A 14,623-nucleotide genomic window follows, 5' to 3' on the forward strand; every position below is an offset into this window, starting at 1 on the left:
CTAGATCAGTTCCTCCAGCTCGAGCAGCGGACGGGGCCGGGGGTTCGGGAGGTCCAGGGGGTCCGCCGGGCCGGGACGGTCGACCCAGTACCGGCGCCGCTGGAACACCGGCGCGGGCAGGGGGGTCCGTACGGCCCGGCGGTCGGTCTCGGCGGGGCCGGTGGGCTCCCGCAGGACGACGTGGCAGTTGGTGCCGCCGAAGCCGAAAGCGCTGAGACCGGCGCGCCGCACGCCCTGCCGGGGCTCCCAGGGGCCGAGCCGGTCCTGGATGCGGAACGGTGACGTCTCGAAGGCGAAGCGCGGGTTGGGGCGCTCGCAGTGCAGGGTGGGCGGCAGTTGCCGGTGCTGGAGGGACAGCACGATCTTCTGGAGACCGGCCATGCCCGCCGCCATCAGCAGATGGCCGACGTTGGACTTCACACTGCCCACGGCGCAGAACTGGCGCTCGTCCGTCGACTCGCCGAACACGCCGGTCAGGGAGCGCAGTTCCATGGGGTCGCCGATCATCGTCCCGGTGCCGTGCGCCTCGACGTACGACACGCTCGCCGGGTCGGCGCCCGCCCTGCGCAGGGCCTCGCGGACGACCGCCTGCTGGGCGTCGGGGTTCGGGGTGGTCAGCCCCATGGTGCGGCCGTCGTTGTTCATGGCCGTCGACTCGATCACCGCGAGGATCCGGTCCCCGTCGCGGAGCGCGGCGGGCAGCGGCTTCACCAGGACGGCGCCGACGCCCTCACCGGGCACGAACCCGTTGGCGGACGCGTCGAAGACATGGCAGGTGCCGTCGGGAGACAGGGCCCTCGCCGCGCTGAGCGACAAGTACGGCGTCTCGTCGAGCAGCAGGTCGGCACCGCCCACGAGGGCCATCTCGCACTCCCCGAGCAGCAGGGACTGCCGGGCCAGGTGCAGGCCGGACAGCGATGACGAACACGCGGTGTCCACGACGAGGTTGGGGCCCCGCAGGTCGTGCAGGTGGGCCAGGTGGGCGGCGATGAAGTTCTGGTTGAGCCCGGTCGCCGTCGCCCGGCCGGGCACGGTGACGCGGGAGGCGTAGGTGCTGGTCCCGGAGCCCACGAAGACCCCGACGGACCGTCCGTTCAGCTCCTCCCCGCGGTATCCGGCGTCGGCGATGGCCGTCTCCGCGGTTTCCAGGAACAGCCGGATCAGGGGGTCCATGTGGGCGGCGTCCGCCTCGGGGATGCCGAAGTAGGCGGGGTCGAAGTCCTCGATGCCGTCGAGATAGCCGCCCCACTTGCTGATGCTCATGCCGGGCGCGTACTCGGGCGAGTAGAGGCTGGCGACGTCCCAGCGGCCGCGGGGCACCTCACGGACGCCGGAGCGGCCGTCGCGGAGCAGTTCCCAGAAGGCGGCGGTGTCGGGGGCGCCGGGGAAGCGGCCCGCCATGCCGATGATGGCGAGGGGGGTGTCAAAGGAGTCACCGGTGGTCGGTGCGGAAGCGGGGACGGGAGCGGGCTGGCGCTCCGGTGCGGGGCCCGCCCAGCGGCTCAGGCCCTCCCGGTGCGCGGCGGTCAGATGGTGGGCCAGGCGCCCCACGGTCGGGTGCTCCAGGATCACCGACGGGTCCAGGGAGGCACCGGTGGCCTCCTCCAGTCGTACGACGATGCTGGCGATGAGGATCGAGTCCACCCCGAGATCCGCGAACGGCCGGTCGGGGGCGATGCGGTGACGGTCCATGCCCAGCACGTCGGCGAGGATGCCGGTGATGTGCTCCGCGCAGCGCTCGGTGAGCCGGGCGTCGTCCTGCTCCATGGGGGCGGCCTCCGATGGGGGTGCTTGTGTCGTCGCGACGGCCGCCAGTCCGGCGGGTCCCTCGGTCGCCAGCGCCGCGTCGAGCAGGGCGAGGCCGTCCTCCGGGCGCAGGGCGGTGAAGCCCAGTTCGCCGTAGCGGGGGGTCACCACTTCGCCCATGCCGATGCCGGACCAGCTGCCCCAGGCGAGGGAGAGCCAGCGGGTGGTGCCGCCGCGCTGCCGGGCGTGGGCGGCGGCGAACTCGGCGTAGTCGTCCAGGGCCGCGTTGGCGGCGGCGTAGTCGCTGAGCCCGACGGCGAGTTCGGGCACCCGCGCCGAGAGGGAGGAGTAGAGGACGACGAAGTCCGGTTCGTCGTCGCGGAGCGCCCCGGCGAGGGCGGCCAGCGCGGGTCCCTTGGGCTCCCAGGTGGTGTCGAACTCGTGCGGGGGCTTGTGCACGAAGGCGGGTGTGGGTGACACCGCGCCCGCGCAGTGCAGCACCCCGGCCGGGCTGCCGAAGCGGGCGCGCACCTCGTCGAGGAAGGCCGGGAGCCGCTCGGCGGTGCCGTGGCCGACCAGCACCCGGGCACCGGCCGCCTCCATCCGCGCGATGGCGGCCGTGCAGGCGTGCCACCAGTCGTCCGGCGTGGCGCTGTCCCACTGCTGTCGGGGCGGCAGGGCACGGCGTCCGGTGAGCGCGATGCGCCGTGCGCCGCGGGCCACGAGCAGTTCGGCGGCGGCGAGGCCGAGGCCGCCGGTGCCGCCGGTGATGACGTAGGGGCGGTGCGCGGTGACGGCGACCGAGCCGAGGTGGCCGCTGCCGCCTGCCGTGGGAGTCCGTACCGCTTCCGTCGTCCTGACGTGGCGGGTGCCGCGCGCGTAGCGGATCTCGGGGTCCCGTGTCCCGGCGGCGTGCTCGGCGGCGGCGAGCGCCAGCGGCCCCGACGTGCCGGGGGGCAGGGCGTCGTACTCGACCGTGACGGCGTGCACGGCCGCGTACTCCGCACCGACGGCACGGACGCAACCGGCCATGCGCGCGGCGTCGAGCACCGCCTCGCCCGCGTCGGCGGGACGGGTCTGAGCCGACGGGCGGGGATGGATCACGGTGACCGGGTGCTGCCGGGACCGGGCGGCCAGTTCCTGGAGCAGGGCCAGTCGGCCCGCGTGCCGGGGCCGGGCGCCCGGGGCGGCGAAGGCGTCCACCAGGTCCACGACCAGGTCGAACGGCCCGTGCGCGGCCAGTTCTCCGCGCAGGACCCGCAGTGTGTCCTCGCGGTCGCCGAGGTCGGCTTCCAGGGTGCGGGCGGACGGCAGCGGTACGGGTGACGGTTCGCGCAGGACGACGACGGTGTGCGCCGCGAGCCCGGCGACCTCTTCGAGCAGCCCGGCACCGGCCTCCGCCCCGGCGACGACCAGGATCGTGCCGGGCGCGGGCGTCGGCTCCCCGAGGGGCTCGGGTGTCCAGGTGGGGCGCAGAAGCCGGAGGTTGTCGGGAGTGGTCCCCGCAGGTACGTCGACCGGACCGCTCACGGTGCTTTGAGGACCGTGCTCCGCCGGACCGCTCTCGGTCCCGCCCTGCGAGCCGTACTCCACCTGACCGCTCACGGTTCCGCCCTGCGAGCCGTGCTCCGCCGGACCGCTCACGGTCCCGCCCTGCGAGCCGTGCTCCGCCGGACCGCTCACGGTGCCCTGCGGGCCGTACTCCGTGGAGTGGTCGAACGGCCGCGCGGGGAACGGCACTCGCCGCGGGTGCGGGTCCTCCGGCCAGCTCACGGCCTCTCCAGCGGCCCAGCGACGGGCGAGCGCCTCCCGTTCCGGCCCGCCGGGGGCCGAGGGGCTGGTGTCGGTGTGCAGCCCCGGGGCCGCCCGCCCGTCCAGGTAGGCGTCGAGGGCGGTGAGGGCCTGGTCGGCCGAGGAGGCGACCACGGCCAGCCGCGCGGGCATCGGCTCCTGCGCCACGACGGACGTGTGGGCCAGCTCGGCGAAGTCGTCACGCCGCCGCCCCAGTTCGTCCCGGACCACCGCCGCGTAGGCGCGCAGCCGCCCGTGGTCGGGCGCCGACAGCAGCAGCACGTGCGGCTCGGTGGCCGCGGGGAACGGGGTGAGCGGGGGCGGCTCCTCCACCACCAGATGGGCGTTGGCCCCGCCGAAGCCGAAGGCGCTGATCCCGGCCCGCAGCGGCAGCGGCGCTCCCTGGGCGTCCACGGGCCGCCACGGCTGGGCCTCCCGCAGCACGTGGAACGGCGTGCCGTCGAGCCGCAGGTGCGGGTTGGCGCGCTCGCCCACGGGGTTCGGCGGCAGGGTGCGGTGTTCCAGGGCGAGCAGCACCTTCAGCAGGGCGGCCATTCCGGCGGCGGACTCCAGGTGGCCGATGTTGGCCTTGACGGCGCCCAGGTGGCACCAGGGCGTGTCGGCCCGCGCGCCGAGGCGGTCGAAGGCCTCGGTCAGACCGGCGATCTCGATGGGGTCGCCGAGCTTGGTGCCCGTGCCGTGCGTCTCCACGTACGACACACCGCGCGGGTCGACTCCGGCGCGTTCGAGCGCGGCGACGACGACTTCGGCCTGGGCCTCGGGCCGGGGTGCGGTGAGGGAGTGGGCGCGTCCGCCGTGGTTGACGGCGCTGCCCCGGATGACCGCCCGGATCGGGTCGCCGTCCGCCACCGCCCGGTCCAGGGGCTTCAGTACGACGACACCGACGCCCTCCCCGCGCACGAACCCGTCCGCACGCTCGTCGAACGTCCAGCACCGGCCGGTGGGCGAGAGCATGCCCGCCTGGCCGAGCGAGTCGAACCACTGCGGGGAGAACAGGGCGTTCACCCCACCGGCCACGGCGAGGTCGCACTCCCCCGCCTCCAGCGCGCCCAGCGCCCGGTGCAGCGCGGTCAGCGAGCTGGAGCAGGCGGTGTCGACGACCTCGCTGGGGCCGCGCAGGTCCAGCAGGTACGAGAAGCGGTTGGCGATGACGCTCTGCACGTGCCCGGTGATGCTGTGGGCGGCCACCCGCTCGCCCTTCCGGCCCAGCAGGTCGGCGTAGTCGGACAGGGTGGCCCCCACGAAGACCCCGGTACGGCTGCCCGCGAGGGACGACGGCCGGATGCCCGCGTTCTCGACGGCCTGCCGCCCCGCCTCGAGAAAGAGCCGCTGCTGGGGATCCATCAGGCCCGCCTCACGCGGCGAGATGGCGAAGAACTCGGCGTCGAAGGCGAGGATGTCGTCGAGGAAGCCACCGGACGGCGCCGGATCACCGAAGCGCTCCACCGGGCCGGGCGCGACGAGGTCGTGCCCCTCGATCAGATGGTTCCAGTACGTCGTCAGGTCCGGCGAGCCCGGCAGCCGCCCCGCCATGCCGATGACCGCGACCGGCGCCATGGTGCCGGGCTCCGGCGCGGCGACGACGGGCACGGGGGGCGTCGGCTCGCTCTCCTCGGCCTCCGGCGCGACGGGAACGCTGTCCACGGTGCCCTGGAGCGCGGAGGTCAGGGTCTCGATGGTCGAGTGCTGGTAGAAGACCACGGGGGTGAGGGTCAGGCCCAGCCGGTCGTTGAGGCGGTTGGTGAAGTCCGTGAACAGCATCGAGTTGAAGCCGTAGTCACCGAACTCGGCCGTGTCGCTGATCTGGGCCACGGGGACCTTGACCAGCGCGGCGGCCTCGTCGCGCAGCAGGCTGCGCAGCCGGTCCCCCTCATTGCCGCGCGCCACGGGCTCGGGGCGCGTCGACCGACCGGACAGCGCGGCCCCGAGCCGCCGCTGGTCACCGCAGCCGACCAGCACCCGGGGCCGACCGAGCCGCAGCGCGTCCTCCAGCGCGGCCAGCGCGGCCGGGGTGCCGATGGGGACGAGCCCCACCGTGGTCTCCGTCAGCCGCCGCACGGCGGGCGGCATCTCCATCCCGCCGTCCCGCCACAGCGGCCAGGCGATCGAGACGGACCGCCCGGACCGCGATCCCTCGGCCACGAGCCGCGCCCGGTGCTCGGCGTACGCGTCCAGGAAGCGGTTCGCGGCGCAGTACGACGTCTGCCCCGCGTTGCCCAGGGTGCCGACGAAGGACGACATCAGCACGAAGAAGTCCAGCGGATCGTCGGCGGTCGCCTCGTCCAGGACCACGCATCCCACCGCCTTCGGCGCCAGGACGGCACGCACCTGTTCGGCGCCGCGGTCGCGGGCCGCGCCGTCGCCGAGGACGCCCGCGGCGTGCACGACGCCGTGGAGGGGGCCGTACGCGCGCCGGGCGTCGGCCAGCGCGGCGGCGAGGGCGTCCGGGTCGGTCACATCGGCCTGGACGGCGCGCGCCCCACCGCTGGAGCCCGCGGAACGGCTCACCCAGGTGACGTGGGCCCCGTACCCCTCGACGAGATGGGCGCTCAGCAGACGGCCGATGCCGCCCCCGCCACCGGTGATGACGTAGTGCCCGCCGCGCCGGAACGGCACGGGACCGCCAGGGGACCTGGGCGCCCGCTGCCAGGCACGGACCAGACGGCCCGCGCCCTCGTCGAGGCGCCCCTCGGCCCGGTCCAGGAGGGACAGCACCCGCGCGAGCCCCGGCTCTCCTTCCCCGACCTCCAGGCGCACCGACCGGAAGCCGGGCACCTCGTGCTCCAGCGCCCGCCCGAACCCGGGCACCAGAGCCGCTACGGGATCGTCCTGGTCGGGGCGGGCGAGGGTGACGTAGGTGAGGGCGGCCCCGCCGTCGGCGAGCCGGGCGAGCGCGTCGAGGGTGCCGGGCGCCTCCCGCAGGGCCTGCGTCAGCGGCCCGGGTCGGCCGTCGAGACCACGCCGGTCGACCACGATCAGCCGGGCCCGGCCGGAGGTGTACGTGGCCAGGTCGCGGACGTGTGTGACGTGGTGGTCGGCGGTGCGGGCCCACTCGCCCGTGCCGCCGACGACCAGCACGGCGGCACCGTCGGCCGGTGTGGCCTGGGCCTCGGGGGCGGACGTCCAGGTGGGGACGTAGAGTTCGGCCTCCGGTTCGGCGGGGGGCTGCGCGACGGGCTCGGGAGCGGCGGCGGGCAGCCAGTGCCGTGTGCGGGCGAACGGATAGCCGGGCAGCGGCACCCGTCGTCCCGCCGCCGAGGGCAGGATGTCCCGCCAGACCAGCCGGGCGCCCTGGCACCACAGCCGGGCGAGCTTGGCCAGTTCGCCGCGGTCGGCGAGCGTGCGCAGGACTTCCGTGGCGGCCGGGGTGCCGTCGAAGACGTCGCCGAGACCGGCGCCGTCACGGGCCCGGCCCGCGAAGGCGCCGCTGACGCCGCGGGCCGCCTCGGCCAGGGACGGACCGGGCGCGCCGATCTCCTCCAGGCGTGCGGCGAGTTCGTCGAGGCCGCTGACGACGAGCGCCAGTCGGGTGTCGAAGGACTCGCGGCCCTGGCGCAGGGTGAAGGCGACGTCGGTGAGCCGCAGGCCGGGCTCGGCGGTGCGCAGGCGGGCGGCGAGCCGTGCGCAGGTGAGGCGGAGCTGTTCCTCGTCCCGCGCCGAGAGCACGATCAGTTCGGGGCCGGGGGGAGGCGGCGGTGGCGTCGGCCGGTCGGGGGCCTCCTCGACGACGAGGTGGACGTTCACGCCGCCCGCGCCGAAGGAGCTGAGGCAGGCGCGCCGGGGCGTACCGGCCGGGGCGGCGGGCCAGGGGGCCGTGTCCTGCTGGACGCGGAACGGGGTGGCGGCGAAGTCGATGTCGGGGTTGAGGCGCTGGGAGTGCAGGGAGGGCACGAGCGTGCGGTGCCGCAGTTGCAGGAGCACCTTGGTGAGCCCGGCGAGGGCCGCCGCGGCCTCCGTGTGCCCGATGTTGCCCTTCACACTGCCCACGGGGATCGGCGCCGGACCGTTCACCGTGCCGAAGGCCTTGGTCAGGCCGCGGATCTCGATGGGGTCGCCCAGCGGGGTGCCGGTGCCGTGCGCCTCCACGTACCCGATCTCCGAGGGCTCGACGGCGGCCCGGCGCAGGGTCCCCGCGATCAGCTCGGCCTGGGCCTGGGGGCTGGGCACGGTGAACCCGTTGGTGCGTCCGTCGCTGTTCGTGCCGACGGCGCGGATGACGCCGTAGATGTGGTCGCCGTCCGCGAGCGCGTCCCGCAGCGGACGCAGCAGCACGGCGCCGACGCCCTCGCTGGTCACCATCCCGTCCGCCTCGGCGCCGAAGGGACGGCACCGGCCTGTCCGCGACAGCATGCCGAGCTGTGCGTACTGGATGCGCCGGGCGGGGTGCAGGATCAGGTTCACCCCGCCCGCCAGGGCGGCGGAGACGGTGCCCGCGCGGAGGGCGTCGCAGGCGAGCTGGAGCGCGACCCCGGAGCCGGAGCAGGCCGTGTCGACGGCGATGCTCGGGCCGGTGAAGTCCAGGAAGTACGAGACGCGGTTGGCGAGTTGGTAGAGGTCGCTGTTGGGGTACCTGCTGTGGCCGTCGAGGGCCGCGTTGGCGCTGAGGACGGCGTAGTCCGGGCCCATGGAGGCGACGTAGACCCCGACGTCGCGGCCCAGGTCCGCCGCCGTGTGCCCGGCGTCCTCCAGGGCGTGGTAGGCGGTCTGGAGGAAGAGGCGCTGCTGGGGGTCCATCGTCTCGGCCTCGCTCGGGGCGAGGTGGAAGAACAGCGCGTCGAACTCGTCGACGCCGTCCAGCAGGCCGCCCGCCGAGGTGTAGGTGACGGCGGGTCCGCCCCGAGGGTCGACGACGTCCCGCCGGTTCCACCGGTCGGCCACGTCGTCGAGCGACTCGGCACCCGCCTTGAGGTTCTCCCACAGCTGGGCGGTGTCCCGGGCGCCGGGGTAGCGGCCCGCGATGCCTACGACGGCGATGGCGTCGGTCGTTCCGGGGGTCGTGGGGGGCGCCGACTCGGTGGGTGTCCTGACCACGGCGGGGACCGGGGCGGGAACCGGAGCGGCAGCCGGGGCGGCAGCCGGGGCGGGAACCGGAGCGGGAACCGGAGCGGCAGCCGGGGCGGCAGCCGGAGCGGGAACCGGGGCTGCATCCGGAGCGGCAGCCGGAGCGAGGACCCCGGCGATCGCCCCCAGCGTCCGGTGCTCGAAGAACAGCGTCTTCGGCAGCCGCCCGAACTCCTTCTCCAGCGCGACCGTCGCGTCCACGATCTCCAGCGACTCCAGCCGCAGCGACTCCAGGGTGGTGTCCGGCGTCAACTCCGCGACGGGGAGCCGCTTCAACCGGGCCACCACCGCGCGTACGGCCTCGAAGGGGTCGGCGCCGGTGCGCTCGGCCGGTGCCGCCGTCCGGGCGGGCTCCTCCCCGGTGACGGCCCGGTGCAGTGCCGCCGGGTCCGTCAGGTCGGCCGCGAGCCGCGCCAGGGTCTCCCTGCGGGCGGCGTCCCCCGCCGTGCTGGCGCCGCCGCGCCGTGGTGAGGTGCTCGGCGCCGGTTCCGCGGCGCCGCCCTCGTCCGGCCGGAAGACCAGTTCGGCGAGGTCGTCGAGACCGGCCCGGAAGACCTGGGTGTCCGGACCGGCGGTCTCGGGGTCGCCCATCGCGGCGTGGAAGAAGTGCCGCGCCGGGGCGTTCCGGTCGGTGGGCCGGTGCTCGGCGGTCAGCCGCGCCGGGCCGCCCCCGGCCACGGCACGGGCGACGGAGGCGAGGAACGCGTGCTCCACGCCCCGGCCGAGGACCCGGCAGCTGAGCAGGAAGGTGTCGAGGAGGACGTCGCCGTCGCGCTCCCGGGTGACGGCGGCGCCGACCAGCCCGTAGTCGCCGAACCGGTCGCCGACCTCGGCCACCCAGCAGCGGGCGCCCTCGTCGAGCAGGCGGCGCAGGTCGGACTCGGTCCGGCGCAGCGGGGCCAGGTTGAACTGGTTGGTGCGCTGGGTGAGTTGGGCGACCCGGGCCAGCTCGGGGCCGTCGGCCTCGTGGACGTCGACGCGCAGGGCGAGGCTCTCGATGAACCCGGCCAGCGAGGGCGCGGCCTCCTTGGCCTCCTCGCGGCGCCGGGACGCCTGGTACATGGCCGTACGGCGCCGGTCCTCGTCGGTGACCTCGGTGCGGTCGAAGGCCCACAGCCGGGCGAGGAACGCGGGCCACTCGCCCTCGTCCCAGGGCAGCCGCAGGGCGAGCACCTGTGGCTGGGCCGCGCGGACGGCCGCCACCTCCACCGGGTTGTCGTCGAGGAAGACGAAGGAGTCCAGGCCGACGCCGAGTTCGTCGGCGAGCGCCCCGATGTTGGCGGGTTTGGGGTTCCAGTCGACGCGGCGGGCGGCGATGTGCTCGGGGCGCAGGGGCATCTCCGGGCGCTGCCGGAACACCTCCTCGACGTCCTCGGCGGAGTTCTTGCTGGCCAGACAGATCAGGACGCCCTCGTCGTGCCGCTGGACGGCCCATTCCTGGAGCCGCCGGTGGGCCGGGCCCAACTGCACGCCCCGGGGGCCGTCCTCGCCGACGACACCGCGCCACAGGGTGTTGTCGCAGTCGAGGACGAGCACCTTGAACGGCTTGCCGAGCAGCGCGTGCACCTCCCGGACCACCGCCGTGGCCAGGGCTGTACAGGCCTCGGGCGTGTAGGGGATGGACGCGTGCTCCTCACGCGCGGCGTCGTGGTGATCGGCCACCCAGTGGCCGTCGTGCCGGTCCGCCAGCCGTACCAGGTGGACGCCGCGCGCGCCGTCGAGCGCCCGGCGCACCCGTGCCTCGGTCGCCTGCACGGCGGTACCGGCGTTCGGGGAGGCGGGGCAGAGGGCGACGAGCAGGGGCACCGAGAAGCGTTCGGCCGCGGCGCGGGCCGCGGCGGCGAACTCGTCGGCGGTACGTTCCCCCTCGGCGCCCTCCGGCCAGTCCTCGGCGCGCAGCAGGACGACGTTGCAGCCGCGCCGGTTGGCCGCGAAGTCGCTGCCGGGGTCGAGGAGTTCCTGGAAGACCTGGCCGTACGACGAGAGGCGGACCGCCAGGTCGAGGCCGAGCCGCTGGGACCAGTGGGTGAGGGGCGGGCGCAGCGGGTCGGTGGTGAAGGTGGCGGCGACGAGCAGGGTTCCGGAGGGGTCTTCCCGGGCGGGTGGCTCCGGTGTCGGCGGCGCGGGCCGCTCGTCGAAGCGGGCGAGCACCTCGGTGGTGCCCGCTTCGACCCCGGCCGCGATCCTGTGGACGATGGCGGCGGCGACGGGTTCCACGGGGAGTGCGCTGTCGTCGGCCACGCTGTCGGCGAAGGTCGTCGCCAGGCGCGGCGGCCGGACGATCAGCGCCGCCAGGTGCGGGCTGTCGACGGTCACGGCCTCCGTCAGGCCCTCCACCGCGCGTTTGGCGGCGGTGTAGTGGGACAGTCCGCGCTGGGGCGCCGGTGCGTACGCCGAGGAGACCGCGACGACGACTCCTGTGGCGCCCATGTCGCCGGTGAACGCCGCGAGGGGTGCCTGGACGAGCCGCAGGGCCTCGGCGACGTGGGCGGCGGAGCGCGCCACCGTGTCCGGGTGGACGTCCATGGGGCGGGCGGGCGGTCCGGCGTTGAGGATGAGGTGGTCGAGCGCGCCGCTCTCCTCCCGGATGGTCCGGCTCAGCCCGGCGCACCAGACGGGGTCGCCCACGTCTCCCTGGTGCAGTCGGACCCGTGCGGCGTCCTGGCCGAGCGGGGCGAGGAGTGCCTCGGCCTCGGCCGTGCTGTCCCGGTAGGCGAGGTGCACGGTGGCACCGGCGCGGGCCAGCGCCTGGACGAGGGCCGCGCCGAGTCCCCGGCTGCCGCCGCAGACCAGGGCCGTCTTGCCTCGTAGCGGCGGCAGGGCGGGCAGCCGTGCGGGATCCGGCCGGGCGGCCTCGCGGCGGGCGAACGCGCGCACCTCGACGCGGGCCGAGGTGTGTCCGGCGGTGACCTCTCCGGTCAGCCGGACCGACCGGTAGCGCGGGTCGACGTCGGCGAGCACCGCTCGCGCGCAGAAGCCGTGCCGCGCGGCGGTGCTCGGCTCGAACTCGGCGTCGATGCCGCCGACCAGGGCGGCGCGCCCGGGGACCTCCATCCCGGCGAGCTGGCTGGCCCAGGCGAGCACGCTCACGTGTTCGGGCCCGACGCCGTGGCGTACCAGTTGCCGGGCGTCGGTGAAGCGGCCGAGGGCCTGCCAGTCGGGGCGGTAGTGGACGCCCGCCTCGGTGCCGGGGGCGAGGTGTTCGAGCGGGGTGCGTGCGGCGTCGTCGGTGAACCGGTGGGGGGTGCCGCCGTCCGGTGCGGGGTGGACGGGGCCGGTGTCGTACCGTACGTCGATCTCGGCCAGGACCCGGCGGCCGTCGAGGATGCGCAGGGTGCCTCCGGTGGGAGCGCCCTCCTGCTCGACCTTGTAGTCCTGGTCCGGGTAGACCGGTCCGAGGAAGCGTGCCTTCAGCGATGCCAGTCGCCGTCCGCCGCCCTCGGGCGGCCCGGCCAGGGCGAGGGCCTGGAGCACGCAGAGCGCCCCGTGGGCCACCGGCTGGCCGAAGGGGGTCTGCCGGGCGTACGACTCGTCCAGGTGCAGTGGGCTGGCGTCCCCACCGGCCTCGGCGAAGGCCAGGACGTCCTGTCGTGTGACGCGGAAGTCAGCCGCGACGACGTTGGGCTGCATGCGCCGTTGTTCCTCCAGTCGGGTCGGTCGGCGGGCCTGGCGCCTGTCGCTCGCGTCAGCCGGGTGTTCCGGCGGCCTCCCGGGCCTCGCGGATCCTGCGGGTCAGACCGGTGAGCACGTTGCCCGGGCCGATCTCGCGCAGCTCGCAGTCGGGGAGCGTGAGCAGGTGGTGGACCGTGTCGGTCCAGCGGACGGGGGACCACAGCTGGCGGCTGAGCAACTCACGTATGCCGGTGTCCTCGTAGGGCCGGGCGGTGGCGTTGGCGATGACGGGGATCTTGAGCCGTCCGAAGACGTACTGCCGCAGGAACCGGTCGAAGGTCTCGGCCGCGGGCCGCATGTGCCGGGAGTGGAAGGCGCCGCTGACCGGCAGCGGGACCACCGCGGTGGCGCGGGGCGACAGCGCCTGGGTGACCTGGCGGATTCCGGCGGGGCTGCCGGAGACCACGATCTGGTCGGGGGCGTTGAGGTTGGCGAGGTCGACATCGGTGTCCTCGGCGTCCAGCACCTCACGCACCTCGGACTCGGCCAGCCCGATCACCGCGGCCATGGCACCGGCCCCGGCCTCGGCCATGAGGGCGGCGCGGCGCGCCACGATCTCCAGCCCGGTACGGAAGTCGAAGGCGCCCGCGGCGAACAGCGCGGCGTACTCGCCGAGGCTGTGCCCGGCCACCACGTCGGGTATGACGCCTGTGGTGCGCACCGAGTCGACGTAGGCGAGGGCGTCGACGACATAGATGGCGGGCTGGGTGTACCGGGTGTCCGACAGGCGTTCCGCGGGGCCGTTCAGGCACAGGTCGGCGATGGAGTAGCCGAGTGCGGCGTCGGCCTGGCGGACCAGGTTGGGGTAGGAGCCGAGCAGGTCCGCTCCCATGCCGACCCGTTGGGAACCCTGTCCGGCGAAGACATGGGCGACAGTCACATTCCGCTCCCGGGAGAGGTGGTGGCGGTCAGGCGGGCCAGCCGGTCGGTGAGGATGTCCGCGGCGCCGCGCATCAGCCAGTCGGCGATCTCGTCGACATGGCGGTTGCGCCAGTCCTCCCGCGGGGTGCCGCGCAGCCGGGAGTTGAGCGCGCCGAGCGCGGGACCGCAGTTGATCTGGTAGTCGACCTGGTTCTCCTCCGAGCCGCTCATGGCGAGCCGGATGGACTGCACGAAGTAGGCCTTGAAGATCAGCAGCATCCGGTGCTTGGGGTCGCGCTCGGCCAGGGCGAGCGACTCGGGGTTGGCCTGGGCGTAGTAGGCGCGGGTCTCCTGCCACACCTGGTCGAAGGTGCGGCGGAAGTAGCGGCGCTGGAGCTGTTCCGCGGTGTGGTCGTCCAGGTCGTCGATGGAGTCGTAGCGGCGGTACAGCTCGTAGAGCTTGTTGGCGCGCGCCGGGTAGAACAGTCCGCGGCGCAGCACTTGGGCGCGGGCGCCGGTCTCCAGCATGTCCCCGGCGGGTACGACGGCCATGTCCTGCACCTCGGCCTGCTGGAGCATGTCCTTCACGCGGTCGCTGGTGCCGCACTCGGCGGTGCACTGGTTGACGCTGCCGGTGAGCGCGAAGTCGGCGCCGAGGACGAACGCGGCGGCCACCGCCTCCGGCACGCCGAGGCCGCCCGCCGCGCCGACCCGCACGGCCGCGGCCGGGGGGAAGTCGCGGGCCGCCCGGTCCCGCTGCCGGACCATGTCGGGGAGCAGGACGACCAGTTGGCGCTGGTCGGTGTGGCCGCCGGAGTCGGCCTCGGCGCACAGGTCGTCGGCGAGGGTGATCCGCTCGGCGAGGGCGGCCTCCTCGGCGGTGACGGCCCCGTCGGCGAGGAGTTCCCCGACCAGGGCGCGCGGCGGGGGTTCCAGGAAGTACCGGGCGACCTCGGGCCTGGACACCTTGGCCATGACGCGGTTCGGGACGTGCACGGAACCGTCGGGCGCGCGGCGCAGGCCGCTGATCCGGTACTGCACCAGCGGCCGGGTGGGGACGATGAAGGACGCCGCCTCCACCCGGCGGACGCGGTGCGCGAGGAACAGCCGTACCTGTTCCTGCTCCTTGGCCTGGTTCTCGTGCGACGCCAGGAGGTTGAGGCCGTAGGGGCCGTCGCCGATCTCCCGCTGGAAGCGGCGGATGGCGTCCACGACCCGGTCGGCGCGCAGGCCTCCCGTGCCGAAGTACGCCAGGAGACCGGCCCGCCCCATACGGATGACCATCTCCTCGGAGGCGACCGCCTTGTACATGGACCCCGCGACGTAGGCGTACCGCACGTTGTGCTCGGTGCGGAACGCCGCGCTGCCCAGGGCCTCGGCGCGGATGCGGCCCTGGTCGTCGGCCGTGTGGACGGCCCGCGCGAGCGATGTGGTCATCCTTGGCTCCCTGCCGCGTCGGCGCTACGTCGTC

General features: G+C 75.0%; 3 protein-coding genes. All 3 read right to left on the reverse strand.

Features of this window, described 5'->3' with window-relative positions; genetic code table 11:
- The 3 genes from ACFVQG_RS30170 to ACFVQG_RS30180 are packed head-to-tail and all read right to left on the reverse strand — an operon-like array spanning position 1 to position 14,589.
- A complete protein-coding gene (locus tag ACFVQG_RS30170; RefSeq protein ID WP_383389373.1) occupies positions 1-12,249 on the reverse strand; it encodes an SDR family NAD(P)-dependent oxidoreductase in 12,249 nt (4,082 codons plus the stop codon).
- Positions 12,250-12,304: 55 nt separating this feature from the next.
- Entirely contained in the window at positions 12,305-13,171 is an 867-nt protein-coding gene (gene fabD / locus ACFVQG_RS30175; protein ID WP_383389375.1) for an ACP S-malonyltransferase, read from the reverse strand.
- On the reverse strand, positions 13,168-14,589 hold the full coding sequence (locus tag ACFVQG_RS30180) for a PfaD family polyunsaturated fatty acid/polyketide biosynthesis protein (RefSeq protein WP_383389377.1): 1,422 nt from the start codon (positions 14,587-14,589) through the stop codon (positions 13,168-13,170). Before ACFVQG_RS30180 ends, fabD begins: the two co-directional genes overlap by 4 nt.
- Positions 14,590-14,623: the final 34 nt, after the last annotated feature.

Source organism: Streptomyces sp. NPDC057877 (genome assembly GCF_042796855.1).
GTDB lineage: Bacteria > Actinomycetota > Actinomycetes > Streptomycetales > Streptomycetaceae > Streptomyces.